At 60.1% G+C, this 17,459-nt stretch carries 15 protein-coding genes; 7 read left to right on the forward strand and 8 right to left on the reverse strand.

All coding sequences use genetic code 11. The annotated features are described in order from the left end of the window. Positions 1-7: 7 nt before the first annotated feature. Together CWM61_RS13080 and CWM61_RS13085 are read right to left on the reverse strand one after the other, a co-directional pair. The gene (locus tag CWM61_RS13080; protein ID WP_100631362.1) at positions 8-1,330 is read right to left on the reverse strand and encodes a PTS sugar transporter subunit IIC; all 1,323 of its coding nucleotides are present in this window, start codon (positions 1,328-1,330) and stop codon (positions 8-10) included. A 9-nt stretch (positions 1,331-1,339) separates the two neighbouring features. Further along, entirely contained in the window at positions 1,340-1,654 is a 315-nt protein-coding gene (locus CWM61_RS13085; protein WP_002914979.1) for a PTS sugar transporter subunit IIB, read from the reverse strand. A 177-nt stretch (positions 1,655-1,831) separates the two neighbouring features. Between CWM61_RS13085 and CWM61_RS13090 the strand changes: the two genes are divergently transcribed. From CWM61_RS13090 to CWM61_RS13110, 4 genes are all read left to right on the forward strand, one after another. Continuing rightward, positions 1,832-3,103, forward strand: a complete 1,272-nt coding sequence (locus CWM61_RS13090) for a PTS sugar transporter subunit IIC (RefSeq protein WP_004151052.1) — start codon at positions 1,832-1,834, stop codon at positions 3,101-3,103. Between the two features lie 262 nt (positions 3,104-3,365). After that, positions 3,366-4,703, forward strand: a complete 1,338-nt coding sequence (locus CWM61_RS13100; protein ID WP_008806192.1) for a maltoporin — start codon at positions 3,366-3,368, stop codon at positions 4,701-4,703. 12 nt (positions 4,704-4,715) lie between these two features. After that, the gene (locus CWM61_RS13105; protein WP_100631363.1) at positions 4,716-6,914 is read left to right on the forward strand and encodes a CBM35 domain-containing protein; all 2,199 of its coding nucleotides are present in this window, start codon (positions 4,716-4,718) and stop codon (positions 6,912-6,914) included. Between the two features lie 50 nt (positions 6,915-6,964). After that, the gene (locus CWM61_RS13110; RefSeq protein WP_016161704.1) at positions 6,965-8,365 is read left to right on the forward strand and encodes a glycoside hydrolase family 1 protein; all 1,401 of its coding nucleotides are present in this window, start codon (positions 6,965-6,967) and stop codon (positions 8,363-8,365) included. A gap of 53 nt (positions 8,366-8,418) precedes the next feature. Here the strand turns inward: CWM61_RS13110 and flhA are convergent, their stop codons facing one another. The 6 genes from flhA to hypA all read right to left on the reverse strand — a co-directional run bounded on the left by flhA (position 8,419) and on the right by hypA (position 14,284). Further along, on the reverse strand, positions 8,419-10,491 hold the full coding sequence (flhA, locus tag CWM61_RS13115; protein WP_061153546.1) for a formate hydrogenlyase transcriptional activator FlhA: 2,073 nt from the start codon (positions 10,489-10,491) through the stop codon (positions 8,419-8,421). 181 nt (positions 10,492-10,672) lie between these two features. Continuing rightward, positions 10,673-11,683, reverse strand: coding sequence for a hydrogenase expression/formation protein HypE (gene hypE / locus CWM61_RS13120; RefSeq protein ID WP_100631364.1), 1,011 nt, complete (start codon positions 11,681-11,683; stop codon positions 10,673-10,675). Beyond that, positions 11,680-12,801: a hydrogenase formation protein HypD gene (gene hypD / locus CWM61_RS13125; protein ID WP_074387762.1), complete on the reverse strand. Its 1,122-nt coding sequence runs from the start codon at positions 12,799-12,801 to the stop codon at positions 11,680-11,682. Before hypD ends, hypE begins: the two co-directional genes overlap by 4 nt. Next, positions 12,801-13,073 (reverse strand): HypC/HybG/HupF family hydrogenase formation chaperone, encoded by a 273-nt coding sequence (locus CWM61_RS13130; RefSeq protein ID WP_100631365.1) that lies wholly within the window; start codon positions 13,071-13,073, stop codon positions 12,801-12,803. Before CWM61_RS13130 ends, hypD begins: the two co-directional genes overlap by 1 nt. Continuing rightward, a complete protein-coding gene (hypB, locus tag CWM61_RS13135) occupies positions 13,064-13,936 on the reverse strand; it encodes a hydrogenase nickel incorporation protein HypB (protein WP_100631366.1) in 873 nt (290 codons plus the stop codon). The genes CWM61_RS13130 and hypB overlap by 10 nt, the downstream gene beginning before the upstream one ends. Before the next feature lie 3 nt (positions 13,937-13,939). Further along, positions 13,940-14,284: a hydrogenase maturation nickel metallochaperone HypA gene (gene hypA, locus CWM61_RS13140; protein WP_012540763.1), complete on the reverse strand. Its 345-nt coding sequence runs from the start codon at positions 14,282-14,284 to the stop codon at positions 13,940-13,942. Between the two features lie 209 nt (positions 14,285-14,493). Between hypA and hycA the strand changes: the two genes are divergently transcribed. The 3 genes from hycA (at position 14,494) to hycC (ending at position 17,457) form a co-directional block, all read left to right on the forward strand. Further along, positions 14,494-14,943 (forward strand): formate hydrogenlyase regulator HycA, encoded by a 450-nt coding sequence (gene hycA / locus CWM61_RS13145; RefSeq protein ID WP_004205645.1) that lies wholly within the window; start codon positions 14,494-14,496, stop codon positions 14,941-14,943. Between the two features lie 82 nt (positions 14,944-15,025). Then, positions 15,026-15,634 (forward strand): 4Fe-4S dicluster domain-containing protein, encoded by a 609-nt coding sequence (locus tag CWM61_RS13155; RefSeq protein ID WP_100631367.1) that lies wholly within the window; start codon positions 15,026-15,028, stop codon positions 15,632-15,634. Further along, complete coding sequence (hycC, locus tag CWM61_RS13160) at positions 15,631-17,457, forward strand: formate hydrogenlyase subunit 3 (protein ID WP_100631368.1); 1,827 nt, start codon at positions 15,631-15,633, stop codon at positions 17,455-17,457. The genes CWM61_RS13155 and hycC overlap by 4 nt, the downstream gene beginning before the upstream one ends. The last annotated feature ends 2 nt before the right edge of the window (positions 17,458-17,459 follow it).

Consider the following 17,459-nt stretch of genomic DNA (forward strand, 5'->3'; position numbering starts at 1 on the left):
GTTAGCGTTAAGCGGTTTGCGCCGCGTTGTCAGCCTGGCCGACGGCGTTTTCACGCTCCTGGGCCAGCAGCTGTTTTTCGTAAGCTTTGAGAAATGGCAGGTACATCACCATGGCGGTGGCCATACAGATGAGGCACAGGATCACCGGGCTAAAGCTCCAGTTCGCCGCCCATGAGGCGCCGATGGGGGCCGGCGTTGTCCACGGCGTCATCGATACTACGCGGCTGACGAGATCCAGCTTCAGCGCAAAGTACGCCAGGGTCGCGTTGACCATCGGCACCAGCACGAACGGCAGGAAAAACAGTGGGTTCATGATGATCGGCGCGCCGAAGAGGATCGGTTCGTTAATATTGAATACCCCCGGCACGACCCCCATCCGGCCAATCGTCCGCAGATGCACGGCCTTGCTGCGCAACAGCATCAGCGCCAGCGGCAGGGTGGAGCCGACGCCGCCGATCAGCAGATAGTGATCCCAGAAGCCCTGGACATAGATGTGCGGGATAGCGGTACCTGCCGCCATGGCCGCCTGATTGACCGACAGGTTGGCCATCCAGAACGGGTTCATGATCCCGGTGACGATCAGCGCGCCGTGGATCCCGGCGAACCACAGCACCTGACAGACCAGCACTGACAGCAGGATCGCCGGCAGCGTATCGGAGGCGGCGACCAGCGGTTTGACCAGCGACATGATCGCTTCCGGAATGATCATCCCCAGCTGAGCCTCGATAAACAGGTTCAGCGGATGCAGCGTCAGAATGATCGCCAGCACCGGGATCAGGATCTCGAACGAGCGCGCCACCCCGGCAGGCACTTCCGGTGGCAGGCGAATGGTGATGTTATGCCGCTTGAGGAAGGCGTACAGCTCGGTGGAATAGATGGCCACCAGAATGGCGGTGAAGATCCCCTGACCGGAGAAGTAGGCCGTAGAGATCTGGCCATCTTTCAGCGGCGCGGCTACCAGCAGAAACGACATCAGCGACAGCATCCCGGCGGTCAATGAGTCCAGGTGATGGTGCTTGGCGAGGCTGGCGGCGATCCCGACGGCGATAAACAGGGTCATCACCCCCATGCTGAAGTTGAACGGCAGCATCAGCGCTTCGCGATGATCGAGCGAAAATTTCAGCCATGCGCGGGCAAAGCCCCACGTCGTATCCGGAGAAAACGGCGGGAAGATAAATACCAGCAAAAATGAGCCGACGATCATAAAGGGCAGGGCGGTAATAAAGCCGTCGCGGATCGAGGTCACGTATTTTTGCTGGCCGATCGCGCCGGCCAGCGGCGTGATCTGCCGTTCGATCACATCGATCAATTTAGCGTACAGAGAGCTCATGATCTTTCCTTAGTTCTTGTTTTCGATGAGGGAAAGGGCGAAATCGAGGACCGCGGCGCCTTTTTGCATGCCGTAGTCCATCATATTGATGGGTTCGACGCGGATACCGTATTTATCCGCCTGTTTTTGCAGATCCTGCTGCATGTATTTCACCTGCGGCCCCAGCAGCACCACCTGATAATGGCCAACCTGTTCGGCGAACTCCGCTACGCCATAGGCATTGATCTCTACCGGCAGACCCCGCTGTTCGGCTTCGGCAATCATTTTTTTCATCAGCAGGCTGGTGGACATGCCTGCCGAACAACACAACATTATTTTTTTCATAAGTACCGCTCCTGATGAGGTTGGATGTGCGGACTATAGTCAAAATGGATGCATTACGGAAAGCGCTTTCCGTTTGTGGATTTATTAATTGTGACCATGATCACCTATGGCAGGCTTTCACTTTCCGGTGTTGTGGGCGATCATCCCGGCGAGACAACCATTCGCAAAGGTAGGAGTATGAACATTCAGTTAATGAATGTGGCCGTGGACATCATCGAGCAGCGGCTGGCGCCGCTGGCGAATGTTCTGACGCGCAACAACCACATTACGGCGATGCGCGATAGCTTTGCGCTGGCGATGCCCTTTGTGATTGTTGGCAGCCTGTTGGTGCCCATTTTGTTTCCGCCCGTTTCCATCGACGGCGCCTCGCGTTTCGGCCAGGTCTATTTGCTACTGCGGCCTATCCTGCTGCCGACCTTTCAGCTAACCATTGGCCTGGTGGCGCTGATTGTGGCCTTCGGCGCCAGCGCCAGTCTCGCCAAGCAGTACCGTCTGCCGGAACGGCTCTGCGGTTTAACCGGGTGCCTGGCTTTTCTGCTGTTTATCGGCTTTCGCGAGACTGCGGTGAGCAATGTTTATCTCGGCGGCATGGGGATATTTACCGCCCTGATATCCAGCACCTATTCCATTGAGATAATTCGCTTTTTCTACAAAAAAGGCTGGTGTATTCGCTTGCCTGATGAAGTGCCGCTGATGACCCGCAATGGCTTTCAACTGCTGATCCCGCTGCTGGTGGTGATGCTGTCGATAAGCGTGATGAATGCCATACTGCTACAGACCACCGGACGCATCGTACCGGAGTTAATTAGCGAAGCAGTGCGGCCGCTGGTGCTGGCGTCCGACACGCTGATGGCGGTGCTGATCTCTTTATTTATCTGTAACTTACTCTGGTTTATCGGTATCCACGGCGCGCTGATCATCACCGGGATCATGAACCCCTTCTGGATGACCTATCTGTTTGAAAATCAGCAGGCGCTGGCGGCGGGTTCGCCAACGCTGCCGCATATTTATCTGCAGGGATTCTGGGATTTTTACCTGCTGATCGGCGGTATTGGCTCCACTTTGCCGCTGGTGCTGATGGCGATGCGCAGCCGCTCGCGGCAGCTGAAAAGCGTGGCAAAAATTGGCCTGCTGCCGTCGCTGTTTAATATCAACGAGCCAATACTGTTTGGTTTTCCGGTGATCATGAACCCGGTTTTTTTACTGCCGTTTCTCTTTGTTCCGCTGATAAATGCCTGTATCGCATGGTATTTAACTCAGCTTGGTATCCTCGACCGCGCGGTGGCGATGCTGCCATGGTCGATGCCTTCCCCGCTGGGGGCAGCATGGTCGGCGAACGGTAGCTGGAAAAATTTGTGCATGAGCCTGTTCGCGATGTTTAACGCCTGGATGCTCTATCGCCCCTTCTTCAAAGTGTACGAACGCCAGCTCGCGGAAACCGAACGCTGACCCCCTCGCCGTCGGCGGCTTATCCCCCGGCGGCACTCATTCACCTGCTCCTCCTTCCGCTCTGCTGCCGGCTCCCGGCGGCATTCTTGTTATTTTATGTGATCAGTCTCACGAATATATTCGTCGCGGAGCGAATTTTGTGAACCAGATAGGCAATTATGGAAAGCGCTTTCCATTAACGGATGTACATTTCCATTTTTGATCCGTAAATTTCCCCTCCGTTATCGGTTCGTGTTAACAAACATAACGTGGGAAAAAAATAATGATAAAGCTGAAACATTCAATACCTCTGGCTCTCCTCTCGCTGGCAGGGGCCAGCAGCCTGGCCTGCGCCGATCCGAAGTATGATTTTGCGCTGCATGGCTATATCCGCTCCGGGATCCTGGCGAACTCCGATGGCAACCGCGCGGACTCCGTCGGCCTGATGCCGGACGGTAAGTGGCGACTGGGCAACGAAGAAGACACCAAGATCGAACTGATCCCCACCGTGACGCTGACGGCGGACAGCGGCGTGGTGGCGAAAGTGCAGGCCAACCTCACTCATCAGTCGAAATGCACCTCCGACTGGAACTGTCAGGATGACGATGGCCATGACGTACAGTTTCGCGAAGGGTTCGCCGAGCTGAGCAATCTGGATTTTGCGCCGGAGATGACCTTCTGGGCCGGTAAGCGCTACAGCAGCTCCAACACCTCCAGCCATCAGTTCGACTGGGAGTACATTCAGTACAACGGCACCGGCGGCGGCTTCGACAACATGGATCTCGGCTTCGCCCGCTTCGACGCCGGGGTGTACGCCTTTTCACCCACCGATGAAACCAAAGCCTACCCGGTGGATAAGGGAGATCAGGGCTACCCGGATGACTATTCCCTCAACCTGTGGCTGAAAAAGATCGCGGGGACAGGCTTCGATCTGGAGCTGATCGGCCACCATATGAACCGTAACGAAAACCACCCGACTTCCGCCGAGAAGGGCTATGGCGTGACCGGTATTTATAACTTTGACGGTTTCTATGGCCTGACCGGAGGCTACTCCCGCCTTGCATTGCAGTACGGGAAAGGGCTGGCGGCGGGTGACTCGCTGGGTAAAAACGGCTGGGGCTGGGCCAACCTGGAAAACACCCAGTCCTGGCGAGTGGTGCTGGATAGCGTGGCCTCGATGGGCGATCTGGAGATCTCGACCTTCGCTTTCTGGCAGAAAGATAAAAACTACCGCTGGTGGACGGAAGATGACCATGGCTGGGGACGCTCGATGTGGGTCGCCGGTATCCGCCCTTATCATCAGATCACCCGCAACTTTGCCATGCAGTACGAGCTGGGCTACGAATACCTGGATGACAAAAACTACAAAGGGGTAAACGGCAAAGGTAAAGGCGGCCTGACCAAAGTCACCGTTGCGCCAACCCTGACCTTTGACTCCGGTTTCTGGGCACGCCCGCAGCTGCGCTTCTTCGTCACCTACGCGAAGTGGGATAAAGGTGTCTCCGATGCGTTAGACGGCAACTACAACTGGGATACCAATACCATCACCGCCGGCGGGTATTCCCGCAGTGGCTCTACCGACACCGTTAACTTCGGCGTACAGGCCGAGGTCTGGTTCTAAGGAGAGACAACGATGAAGCCGATGAAAAACCTGCTGCTCATGGGGCTGCTGTCCGCGCTGGGGGCCGGCGGGGCGCTGGCCGCCGAGCGCTCGCACTTTACGCACTTTATCACTCGCGACGGCGCCACCCTCAAGGACGGCGACAAGGTGTTTCGTTTCGCCGGGATCCACGCGCCGGAGCTGCACCGCATTGAAGACGACGCCCGCGGCCCCTGCAGAGCAGACCCGCGCGGCTGGGGACAATATTTTAAATGGCCAACGGCGCAGGAGCAGCAAAACTGGATCCAGGCGATGGTGCAAACCGGGGCGAAAGCCCAGCGCGTCTACGTGCTGTCGGTGCAGCAGGAATTTGATAAAGCCTGCGGGCGCGAGACCCATATTCTGGCGCCGGAAACGGCGGACGGCATGCCGCGGCTGAATGAGAAAGCCATGCGGGTGTATGACAACATGATTGCCGAAGCGGATAAACAGGGATTGCGTCTGATCCTGCCGTTTATCGACCACTGGTGGTGGTGGGGCGGGCGCGAGCAGCTGGCGGCGTTCTACCATGAAAAAGCGGAAGACTTTTATCGGACCGATAGCAAGACCTTCAAAGCCTATCTGGATGTGATCCGCCAGGTTATCACCCGGACAAATACTGTCACCGGCCGCGCCTATTATGATGAAAAGGCGATCATGGCCTGGGAAACCGGTAACGAGCTGGAGGATACCAACGCCGATTTCCTGCATCAGACCGCGGCGTGGATTAAAAAATGGGCCCCTCATCAGCTGGTGGTAGATGGTACCTATAAGAAAATCAATTCCTTTGCGCTGACCGACCCCAATGTAGATATCGTCAGCAATCACTATTACACCAATGCCGATAATAACCATCCCGGGCAGGTGACGCAGGATCTGCGCGCCGTCGGCGGGCAAAAAGTCTATCTCGTCGGCGAGTTTGGCCTGCTGCCGGCGGATCAACTGAACGCCATTATGCAGTCGATCGTTCACAGCGACGTCAACGGGGCGCAAGCCGCCGGCGGGCTTATCTGGGGCTTCCGCGGCCATCGTCACGACGGCGGCTTCTACTGGCATAAGGAGTCGACCGGGCACTACAGTTACCACCTGCCGGGGTTTGCCAAAGAAGGCGAAGCGAACCAGGAGCAGGCGGTGGTCGATCTGGTGCGCACGGCCGCGGCGCAGATGGCCGGGCAGCAGACGATGGCGCCGCTGCCGAAGCCGGACGCGCCTTTGCTGCGCGAGACCACCTCGCCCTTCGCGATCAACTGGATGGGAGCCGCGGTGGGACGCAGCTACGATGTCGAACGCGCCGCCTCGCCGACCGGGCCGTGGACGGTGGTGGGCCGGGATATCTCCGATGGCGTTAACGAATGGAATCCGGAAACCATGGTTCTGTTCCGCGACGATTATCGTCAGCTTCAGCTCGGGCATACGTATTACTACCGGGTGACGGCGAAAAACGAGAGCGGTCATTCGGCTCCTTCCAATGTGATTAGCGTGCAGCATAGCGAGGAGAATCAGCCGCCGGTTGTCACGCTGGAACCGGCCCTAACCACCACGCAGGACCGGGGCGTCGAGCTTACGGCCAGCTGGCAGGACGATGGCCTGCCGTCGCGAGAGGTTAAGGTGGGCTGGCAGCACGCCGGTGAGGGACAGGTGCATTTTTGCCATGCCGATCGGGCTCAAACCCGGGCCTGGTTTACGGCGCCAGGTACCTATGCGCTGACGTTCACGGCGGACGATGGGCTGCTGAAAAGCAGCAAAACCGTGACCGTGACCGTGACGGTGGGCGAGGCGGCGGGGAAAGCGCCGGCGGATTTCTGTCGTTATCACGGCGAAGTCTATGGCGTGGCTGAGGGGCGCCTGACGGTAATGAAGAGTGAAAAAGACGCGCTGACAGTTGGCGAGGACGGCTTCCTCGGCCCATTCGCCAGCGAGGGGGATAAGATCAGCTGGCAGGTGCAGGCGCCGTGGAGCGGTCAGTTCCTGCTTAATGTGACCTTCAACGGTAAATGGGGCGGTAAGCAGAACTCGTTTGTCGTCAACGGGGGCGCCCCGCAGGCCGTGGCCTTCCCGCAGACGGATGAGCAGGGCCAGCAGCTACGGATACCGGTGACGCTTAACGCGGGGACCAATCAGGTTGACTTCGGCCGCTTCGCCGGCGACTGGGGCTATATGTTCATTAAATCGATCGAAGTGGTCGCTGAGTAGTACGTTCAGGCTGCGCCAGACGGGCGCAGCCTTTTTTCGAAGGAGAGGTTATGCAGCAGTATCAGTTTCCGCAAGGGTTTCTGTGGGGAGCGGCGGCGTCCGGCCCGCAAACGGAAGGGGTCACCAATAAGCGCCATCGTTCCATCTGGGATAGCTGGTTTGCCGAACAACCGGAGCGATTTTATCAGCAGGTAGGGCCGCAAACCGTATGTGATACTTATCATCAGTATCCGCAGGACGTGGCGCTAATGAAACAGACCGGCTTCAACTCGTTTCGCACCTCAATTCAGTGGTCACGACTGATCGCTGATTTGGAAACCGGTGCGCCGGACCCGGACGCGGTGCGTTTTTATCACGCCTATCTCGATGAGATGATCGCCAACGGCATTGAGCCGATGATCAATCTCTACCACTTTGATATGCCGGAAGCGCTGCAGAAACAGTACGGCGGCTTTGAATCGGCGCACGTGGCCGAGCTGTTTGCCCGCTTTGCCCGCACCGCCTTTAGCCTGTTTGGCCATAAGGTTAAATACTGGATAACCTTCAACGAGCCGATTGTGCCGGTTGAGGGAGGCTACCTGTACGACTTCCACTATCCATGTAAGAAAGATGGCCGGCTGGCGGCGCAGGTGGCGTTTAACATTATGCTGGCGCACGCCAAAGCGGTAACGGCTTATCGTGAACTGGCGCTGGCGGGCGAGATCGGCGTGGTGCTCAACCTGACCCCGAGCTATACCCTCACTGACAGCGACGCGGATAAAAAAGCCGCCGGGTATGCCGACCTGTTTTTTAACCGCAGCTTCCTTGACCCGCTGGTAAAACATGAATTCCCCAAAGCGCTGTGCGAGATCCTCGCCGCCCACGACTGCCTGCCGACGACCAGCAAAGACGACGTGGCGTTGATCCTCAGCGCGGATATCGATTTTCTTGGGGTGAACTATTACGTGCCGCGGCGGGTAAAAGCGCGTGAGGGCGAATATGATCTCGATTATTTCACCCCGGAATACTATTTCGAAAACGCGGTGAACCCGCAGGGCCGCTTTAATCCCTATCGTGATAACAACGAGATCCTGCCGCAGGCGATCTATGACATTGCCGCCAATATTCGCGATAACTACGGCAACATTAAGTGGTATCTCGCGGAAATCGGCATCGCGATGGATCGACAATCAGAGGGAGAGCCCGGGGCGGACGGGGTGATAGACGATAATTTCCGCATCCAGCTGATGGAGGAGCATCTGGTGCAGCTGCACCGCGCCATTGCCGACGGCGCGAACTGCTTTGGCGTACACCAGTGGACGTTTATCGACAACTGGTCGTGGATCAATGCCTTCAAACGACGCTACGGCTTCTGGCGACTGGATCTGGAGACCGGCGAGCGACAGATAAAACGCAATGCGCTGTGGTTTGCCGAACTGGCGACCAGCAACGGTTTTACCAGCGATAAATAGCGCGCTGCGCCAGCGCTCCCTCTCACCGGCGCGGAAAGGGGGAGCGCGCGAGGCTACACCAGTTCGTCTTTATTAATACCCAGCCGCTTCATGCGCGACAGGAGCGTGGTGCGCTTCAGCCCCAGCCGCTGGGCGGCGCCTTTCGGCCCGGCCACCACGCCGTTGCTTTCCTTCAGCACCCGGACGATCAGCTGATATTCATCCTCACCTTCCTCAGGCAGGACCGCCGGCGTCCGCGGGGCTTCCACGATATCCAGCTCCGGCAGGGAGAGCTGCAGCACGTTGCCGCGGGTGAGTAACACCGCCCGTTCAATGACGTTTTCCAGCTCGCGCACGTTGCCCGGCCACTCCATCCGCGTCAGGGTGCGCAGGGTTTCCGCCGGAATGCTGTCGATGTTGCGCCCCATGCGGCGGGCGATTTTAAAGGTAAAGGCCTTCACCAGCAGCGGGATATCGTCGGGACGTTCGCGCAGCGGCGGCAGGTGGATGGGGAATACGTTGAGCCGATAGTAGAGATCGCTGCGGAATTCCCTGTCGATAACCATCTGCTTGAGATCGCGGTTGGTAGCAGCGATCAGCCGGACGTCGGTCTGGATCAGCTTGTTGCTCCCCAGACGTTCGAACTCCTGCTCCTGGAGGACGCGCAGCAGTTTAGGCTGCAGCTCCAGCGGCATATCGCCCACTTCATCAAGGAACAGGGAGCTTTTGTCCGCCAGCTCGAAGCGGCCGATACGCTGGGCGCTGGCCCCGGTGAACGCCCCGCGTTCGTGGCCGAACAGATCGCTCTCCAGCAGCCCGGCGGGCATCGCGGCGCAGTTCATCTTCACCATCCGTCGACCGTTACGCCCGCTGAGGTTGTGGATGGCGCGGGCGATAAGCTCTTTACCGGTGCCGGTTTCACCGAGGATCAGCACGGTGCTGTCGCTGTGCGCCACCATCTCGACCTGCTTGAGCACATTGTTCATCGCCTCGCTGCGGCCGATGATCTCGCCGAATTCGCTTTCGACATTATTGAGCTGCTCGGTGAGGGCGAGGTTCTCATCCACCAGCCGCTCTTTCAGGCGCTGAATTTCGCGGTAGGCGAGGGCGTTATCGATAGCGATCGACACCCGCTCGGCGATCTGCCGCAGTAGCTTGAGATTGGTGGTGGTGAAGACCTGTTCGTCGCACTGCGCCAGCTTTAGCACCCCGAGCAGGGTATTGCCGGACATCAGCGGCAGCAGGCACAGGGTCTGGATCTTATTGCCCCACATCTCGAAGAGCATTTTCTCATACGGCGCGAGGGTGTCATGCTCGTGCAGGTTGAGCAGCAGCATCTCTTTGCTTTTGAATACGCGCTCGGTGAGGGTACCGGCTTCATCCACCTCGCTCTGGTCGTGGACCGGATGGCTGGCGTCAAGATAATGCGTGGAATAGATGTTGAGCTTCCCTTTGCGGTCGCTGCGCAGCACCACGCTGATGGCGTCGATCCGGAAGTAGCGATGGATCTCTTTCGCCACCTCGCTGACCAGCTCGTCGATATCCAGGCGTGAGAGCACCGCGTTGGTGATCGCCACCAGGATGCGAAAGTTGTCGCGCTCGTGGCACAGCAGATCGTAATCGACGTTATTGCTGACCCGGTTCTGAATTTGCTCGGTGACGACGGCGACGATCTGCGTGAAGGTATGCAGCCGCTGGAACTCTTTCTCGCTCCACGGCCGGTTGTCACGGCGCAGAAATTCACAGCCGCCGAAGATCCGCCCATCAGCCGCCAGCGGCAACAGCGAGTAGTACCCGAACGGGCGATAGAGCCCGCTGCGGATAAGCTGCGGCCAGGTGTCGGCAAAGGTCTCGTGGTCGCAATGCAGGGCATCCGGCCGGGAGAGTAAGCGGCGCACCGGACCGTGGGCGAGCACGGTTTCGTCCTCGTAGCTCACCGGGTGGCCGGCTTCATCGCAGGCGTACCTGGCCGCGCGGTGGTTACCCGCGTTCCACAGGATGATGGCCGCCTCGTCGGCGAGCGCAGACTGTTGCACCAGGCGGGTGAGAGTTTCGCTCAGCGCGGCCAGATCGGGCTGCTGTAATAAAAGCCGGGTGATATCGAACAGCCCTTGCTGGCCGAGATCGCTCATCGGTGTATACGACATTGCTTACGTCCAAAACGCGCCGACAACGTGGCGCATAAGAAAATGATGGTACAAATAATAGTATGTTAATAAAGCGGTTATTGCCGCTTTAACCCCGGCTGGCGCTTAGCCGGACTACATGTGCGCGCAGTTTTGTAGCCCGGATAAGGCGCCAGCCGCTACCCGGGACCCGACGCCGTCGTTAACAAATTCTCGGCAGCGGCTCGGCGTGGGGAAGATCGAGCGTACGCTTCACGCCGTACAGCCCAACGGAACGCACGCCCGGGCGGTCGACCACTTCGCCGATTATCGCCGCATCGCGTCCCAGTGGGTGAGACCGCAAATGCGCTAGCACGTTTTCCGCGGCCTCGCGGGCGACGGCGAGCACCAGTTTGCCTTCATTGGCGAAGTTCAGGGCGTCCAGCCCAAGCAGTTCGCAGACGCCGCGCACCGTATCGTTGACCGGCAGCGTTGCCTCCTGCAGTTCGATGCCGCAGCCGCTGGCGGCGGCGAACTCATGGGCGACGGCATTGACCCCGCCGCGGGTGGCGTCGCGCAGAGCTTTCACTCCACTCAGTGGCCGCAGGGTCTGGATAAGCGGCGTCAGCACCGCGCAATCGCTGGACAGCGCGCCGTCCAGCCCCATCTGCTCGCGCAGGTTAAGGATGGTGGCGCCATGATCCCCCAGCGTGCCGCTGACCAGCAGCACATCACCGGCGCTAATCTGCTGCGTCCCCCAGCGAACGTCCGCCGGGATGGCGCCGATGCCGGCGGTGTTAATAAACAGCTTATCCGCCGCGGCGCGCGGCACCACTTTAGTATCGCCGGTGACGATGGCGATCCCTGCCGCCCGGGCGGTGTCGGCCATGCTGGCGACCACCGCTTCCAGGGTGGCCATCTCCAGCCCCTCTTCGAGAATAAAGCCGCAGGAAAGATAGCGGGGGATGGCGCCGCTGACCGCCACATCGTTGGCGGTACCGCAGACGGCCAGCTTGCCGATATTGCCGCCGGGAAAGAACAGCGGGTCAATCACGTAGCTGTCGGTGGAGAAGGCGAGGCGGTCCCCCTGGGCGGCGAGCGCCGCCAGATCGAGGCGCGCCTGATCCTCCTGCTCCGCCAGCCAGGGGTTGGCGAAGGCCTGCATAAACAGGTCGCCGATCAGCTGCTGCATTGCCTGACCGCCGCTACCGTGGGCTAACTGGACGCTTTTCATGCTTCATTTTCCTGACTGCGATATTGATACCAGGCGGCGCAGGCCCCTTCTGAGGAGACCATCAGCGCGCCAAAGGCGCTTTGCGGATTGCAGGTGCTGGCGAAGAGCGGGCACTGGTGCGGTTTACAGCGGCCGGTCAGCACCTCGCCGCAGCGGGCGCGGGGGTCGTCGCACACGCGCTGCGGCGCCGGGCGGAAATGCGCCTCGGCATCGAAGCGCTGATAGGCTGGCGTAAGCTGCACGCCGGAGTCGCTGATGACCCCCAGGCCGCGCCATTCGCTGTCGCCATCCAGGCGAAAGACGTCGGCCATCGCCGCCTGCGCCAGCGGGTTGCCGGCATCCGGCACCACGCGACGGTACTGATTTTCCACGTCGCTGCGCTGCGCTATTGTCTGCTCAACCAGCATCACCGCGCCTTGCAGTAGATCAAGCGGTTCGAAACCAGCGACCACTAAAGGACGATGATAGTCGCTGGCAATAAAGCCGTAGGCCTCGGTGCCGATCACCATACTGACGTGGCCCGGGGCGAGAAAGGCGTCGATACTGTTGTCCGGCTGATCCAGCAGGCTGCGCAGGGTCGGCAGCAGGGTGATGTGCTGGCAGAAAAAGTAGAAGTTATCGACGTTGCGCTCCCGCGCCTGACGCAGGGTGAGGGCTGTGGCGGGCATGGTGGTTTCGAAACCGAGGCCGAAAAAGACCACCTCACGCTGCGGGTTTTGCTGCGCCAGCCGCAGGGCGTCCATCGGCGAGTAAACGATGCGGACATCGGCGCCGCGGGATTTCGCCTGCAGCAGCGAGCCGTTTTTACCCGGCACGCGCATGGCGTCGCCGAAGGTACAGAAGATCACCCCCGGGCGGCTGGCGATCTCAATGCAGGCGTCGATACGCCCCATCGGCAGGACGCATACCGGGCAGCCGGGCCCATGAATAAATTCAATATTCTCCGGCAACAGCTGGTCGAGACCGAACTTAAAAATGGCATGGGTATGGCCGCCGCAGACCTCCATAATGCGCAGCGGTCGCGCGGCGGTGTGCGGCAGCAGACGCGCACGCTGCTGAAGATGTGCCACCAGCTGCATCACCTGTTCGGGGGCGCGGTATTCGTCAACGTAACGCATTATCGCTCCTCGCCGTACAGCAGCGCGCCGACGTCCGGCTCCACGTCGAACATATTTTGCAGCGCGTTGAGGGTGTCGCGCGCTTCGGCTTCATTGATCACGCTCATGGCGAACCCAACGTGCACCAGCACCCACTGGCCGAGCCGCGGCTGACCCTGCTCGTCAACGGCGCCGACCAGCGTCAGGTCGACATCGCGCTGAATGCCGCAGACTTCCACTTTCGCCAGCACGCCGTCGATGGCGCAAATTTGTCCCGGAATGCCTATGCACATCGTTGCGTCTCCAGCCAGGTGAGCCACTGCTCCATGCCTTCGCCGCTGGTGGCCGAGAGGAGAATAATCTCAATATGCGGATTGACCTCACGGGCGCAGGCCAGGCACTTCTCAACGTCGAAATTGAGATACGGCAGCAGGTCGACTTTGTTGAGCAGCATCAGGCTGGCGGCGGCAAACATATGTGGATATTTCAGCGGCTTGTCTTCGCCTTCGGTGACCGACAGCACTGCCACCTTATGGCGTTCGCCAAGATCAAAGCTGGCCGGGCAGACCAGGTTGCCGACGTTTTCGATAAACAGAATGCCGTGGTCAGCCAGCGGCAGGCGCGGGGCGGCGTCGGCGATCATCTGGGCATCGAGATGGCAGCCTTTCCCGGTATTGACCTGAATCGCCGGGGTGCCGGTGGCGCGAATGCGGGCGGCGTCATTGACCGTTTGCTGATCGCCTTCAATCACCGCGCAGTCGGCGCGTCCTTTCAGCCGGGTGAGGGTTTCGGTCAGCAGGGTGGTTTTACCGGAGCCGGGGCTGGAAACCAGATTCAGCACCAGCTGCTGTTTCGCCGCAAAGCGTGCGCGGTTGCGCGCCGCCAGACGGTTGTTTTTATCCAGCACGTCGATCTCCACTTCCAGCATCCGCCGCTGGCTCTGCCCCGGGGCGTGAGTCCCAGCTTCGCCATGGCCGTAATGCAGGTCGCCCTCTGGCGTGCGGGTGGGGGCGAAGTGGTCGGTTTTCATACCGGTGATGGTCATCGTCTGGCGTGGGGCGGGCGCGAAGGGGGCGCTGCGGAACGCGGAATGCGGGTTTCGTTCGTCTCCTTCAATATAGAGGTTGCCTTCGCCACAGCCGCATGTTGTACACATAGTTTACTCCAGTTCTAAACGCTGAATCTGTAAGCCGTCATCCGCCACGATCTGTAGCTGGTCGTTATTGCAGAGCGGGCAGCGGCGGACGTGCTGCGAGACAAGATGGACGTACTGCTGGCAGCGTTCGCACCAGCATTCAGCCTGTTGTTCGGCGATATGCAGTTCGCACCCCTCCGCCAGCGTGCCCCGGCAGACCAGCTCAAAGCAGAAGGTCAGGGCGCTGGCTTCCACGCAGGAAAATGCGCCGACCTTGAGCCACACGCCGGTCACCCGTCGCGCGCCGGCCTGCTGCGCCTGTTGTTCAATAATTTCCAGCGCCCGCTGGCTGAGGGTGATTTCGTGCATAGTCGCCTCCGTATCGCAATGCGCCTTGTATGCAATAACGATGCCAGAATGAAATCGTCGTGGCCGTCGATGTCGATGTCGACGCCCCGGGGCTGTCATCGACATGTCGCGTCGGCAGGGATGAATACAAAAACATAGTTAAATCAATTAAATAAAACCTGGCATGAAAAATGCTTAGAGGGTGCATCTCATGCAACGGAGAAACCGATATGACTATTTGGGAAATAAGTGAAAAGGCGGATTACATCGCCGACCGTCACCGGCAGCAGCAGGAGCAGTGGCACATCTACTGTAACTCGCTGGTTCAGGGGATCACCTTGTCGAAGGCCCGCCTGCATCACGCGATGAGCTGCGCGCCGGATAAAGAGCTGTGCTTCGTGCTGTTCGGCCATTTTCAGGTGTTTGTCGCGCTGGCGGAAGGCTTTAACAGCCACACCATCGAATACTACGTCGAAAACAAAGGCGGCGGTGATAAGTACCTGATTGCTCAGGCCACGCTGGCGGCAGATGGCACGGTGGACGGGCGGATCAGCAACCGCTCCCGCGACCAGGTGCTGGAGCACTATCTGGCGATTATCGCCACCGTCTATGACCGTCTGTATGACGCCATGGAGCAAGACCAACCGGTGGATTTAAGCCATCTGGCCCTGACCCACTGATCGCGAGGTGTCGACACGTGTCGAAAATGACACCTGCGCAACCTGATTTCGTCAAAAATGACTTTCACCCGAGGATGACCCGGTGAACCGTTTTGTAATTGCTGACTCCACTGTCTGTATCGGCTGCCGCACCTGCGAAGCCGCCTGCTCTGAGACGCATCGCCAGCACGGCCTGCAGGCTATGCCGCGGCTGCAGGTGATGCGTAATGAAAAAGAATCGGCACCGCAGATGTGCCACCACTGCGAAGATGCCCCCTGCGCCGCCGTCTGCCCGGTTAACGCCATCCAGCGCGTCGATGGCGCCGTCCAGCTCAACGAGAGCCTGTGCGTAAGCTGCAAACTGTGCGGCATTGCCTGCCCGTTCGGCGCCATTGAATTTTCCGGCAGCCGCCCGCTGGATATCCCGGCGAATGCCAATACCCGGCTGGCCCCCCCCGCGCCGCCGGCGCCGGCCCGCGTCAGCTCGCTGCTCGACTGGGTGCCCGGCGTGCGCGCCATTGCTGTGAAATGCGACCTCTGCCACTTCGATGACCAGGGCCCGGCCTGCGTGCGGACCTGCCCGACCAACGCGCTGCTGTTGGTGGATAGCCGGGATATCGCCCAGGCCAGCAAGCGTAAACGCCAGCTGACCTTTAATACCGACCTTGGCGACTTGTCGATGTTCCAGGCGCAACAGGGGGAGAGGGAATGAGTGTAATGGGATTAGTCAATCAGGCGGTGATGTGGTACGCCGCCAGCGCCGTGCTGGCCTTTGTGTTTGCCATGCGTAAACCGCTCAGCGGCGCTATTGCCGGGATCGGCGGCGCGGTGGCCAGCGCCATGCTGGTGGTTGCCGGCGGCGCAGCGCTCTTGATGCCGGAACGGATCCACGGCGGCATGCTGCAGTTTCTGCATCTGACGATGCGGGTGGGCGGTGTCAACGCGCTGTGGCTGCTGGCCATCGGCCTGTCGGCGCTGCCGGTGTCGCTGTTCAATATTAGCTGGCATCGCCATCCGCAGGTGAAGGCCAACGGCCTGCTGGTCAACCTGCTGTTGGCCGCCGCCACCTGCGCGGTGGTGGTGACCAATATCGGTTCGTTGGTGGTGATGGCGGAGATCATGGCGCTCTGCGCGGCGTTTCTCACCGGCTGCGCCGCCTCCGGTAAGCTGTGGTTTGCCCTGGGCCGTCTCGGCACGTTGCTGATGGCCTGGACCTGCTGGCTGGTATGGTCGACCTACGGCACCCTCGAGCTGGCGCAGATCAACCTCCAGGCGGTGGATATGATGCAGAACCCGCTGCTCTGGCTGCCGGGGCTGGTGGGGTTCGCCCTGCTGGCCGGGGCGATCCCGCTGCACGGCTGGGCGCCGCAGGCTCACGCCGGGGCCAGTGCGCCGGCCGCCGCGCTGTTTTCCACCGTGGTAATGAAGGTCGGTCTGTACGGCATGCTGACCGTCTCGCTGGCCGGCGGCGTGCCGCCGCTGTGGTGGGGCGTCATGCTGCTGGCGCTGGGGATGATCACCGCCTTCATCGGCGGGCTGTATGCCCTGATGGAGCATAACATTCAGCGTCTGCTGGCCTATCACACTCTGGAGAACATCGGCATTATCCTGCTGGGTCTGGGCGCCTTCGTCACCGGCGTGGCGACCCGCAACAGCACGCTGATGGTGCTGGGCTTTATCGGCGGTATGTATCACCTGATTAACCACAGCCTGTTCAAAACCACGCTATTTCTTGGCGCCGGGGCGGTGTGGTTCCGTACCGGCCATCGCGATATCGAGAAGCTGGGCGGCATCGGTAAAAAAATGCCGCTGATCTCCCTCGCCATGCTGGTGGGGCTGATGGCGATGGCGGCCCTGCCGCCGCTGAACGGCTTCGCCGGCGAGTGGGTTATCTACCAGTCCTTCTTCAAAATGAGCACCGGCGACCTGTTTATTGGCCGTCTGTTGGGGCCGCTGCTGGCCGTCGGCCTGGCGATCACCGGCGCACTGGCGGTGATGTGTATGGCGAAAGTCTATGGCGTGACCTTCCTCGGCGCGCCGCGGACGAAAGAGGCGGAAAACGCCACCTGCGCTCCCTGGCTGATGACCCTGAGCGTGGTGCTGGCGGCGGTCTTCTGCCTCGTTGGCGGCATCGCCGCACCGTGGCTGCTGCCGCTGGTGAGCGGCGCCTTCCCGGTGCAGGCCCAGGTGTCGAGCGTGGTATCGCAGCCGATGATCGCGCTGCTGCTTATCGCCTGCCCGCTGCTGCCGTTCCTGCTGATGATCTTCTTTAAAGGCGATCGCCTGGCGGCGCGCTCGCGCGGCGCGGCGTGGGTCTGCGGTTACGACCACGAGCAGTCGATGGTGGTAACGGCCCACGGCTTTGCCATGCCGGTGAAAGAGGCCTTTGCGCCGTTGCTGAAGCTGCGTCACTGGCTGAACCCGGTGCGTCTGGTGCCGGGCTGGCAATCGGCCTCGGCGCCGGCGCTGCTGCGCGGGATCGCGCTGGTTGAGCTGGCGGTGCTGGTGGTGATTGTCATTTCGCGAGGAGCCTGAGA

It is taken from the genome of Klebsiella sp. K-Nf6 (genome assembly GCF_002806655.1).
GTDB lineage: Bacteria > Pseudomonadota > Gammaproteobacteria > Enterobacterales > Enterobacteriaceae > Klebsiella > Klebsiella variicola.

Bases quoted from the DNA above. Each gene is read 5' to 3' on its own strand.
- CWM61_RS13080 (WP_100631362.1), bottom strand. From the start codon at position 1,330: ATGAGCTCTCTGTACGCTAAATTGATCGATGTGATCGAACGGCAGATC.
- CWM61_RS13085 (WP_002914979.1), bottom strand. From the start codon at position 1,654: ATGAAAAAAATAATGTTGTGTTGTTCGGCAGGCATGTCCACCAGCCTG.
- CWM61_RS13090 (WP_004151052.1), top strand. From the start codon at position 1,832: ATGAACATTCAGTTAATGAATGTGGCCGTGGACATCATCGAGCAGCGG.
- CWM61_RS13100 (WP_008806192.1), top strand. From the start codon at position 3,366: ATGATAAAGCTGAAACATTCAATACCTCTGGCTCTCCTCTCGCTGGCA.
- CWM61_RS13105 (WP_100631363.1), top strand. From the start codon at position 4,716: ATGAAGCCGATGAAAAACCTGCTGCTCATGGGGCTGCTGTCCGCGCTG.
- CWM61_RS13110 (WP_016161704.1), top strand. From the start codon at position 6,965: ATGCAGCAGTATCAGTTTCCGCAAGGGTTTCTGTGGGGAGCGGCGGCG.
- flhA (WP_061153546.1), bottom strand. From the start codon at position 10,491: ATGTCGTATACACCGATGAGCGATCTCGGCCAGCAAGGGCTGTTCGAT.
- hypE (WP_100631364.1), bottom strand. From the start codon at position 11,683: ATGAAAAGCGTCCAGTTAGCCCACGGTAGCGGCGGTCAGGCAATGCAG.
- hypD (WP_074387762.1), bottom strand. From the start codon at position 12,801: ATGCGTTACGTTGACGAATACCGCGCCCCCGAACAGGTGATGCAGCTG.
- CWM61_RS13130 (WP_100631365.1), bottom strand. From the start codon at position 13,073: ATGTGCATAGGCATTCCGGGACAAATTTGCGCCATCGACGGCGTGCTG.
- hypB (WP_100631366.1), bottom strand. From the start codon at position 13,936: ATGTGTACAACATGCGGCTGTGGCGAAGGCAACCTCTATATTGAAGGA.
- hypA (WP_012540763.1), bottom strand. From the start codon at position 14,284: ATGCACGAAATCACCCTCAGCCAGCGGGCGCTGGAAATTATTGAACAA.
- hycA (WP_004205645.1), top strand. From the start codon at position 14,494: ATGACTATTTGGGAAATAAGTGAAAAGGCGGATTACATCGCCGACCGT.
- hycC (WP_100631368.1), top strand. From the start codon at position 15,631: ATGAGTGTAATGGGATTAGTCAATCAGGCGGTGATGTGGTACGCCGCC.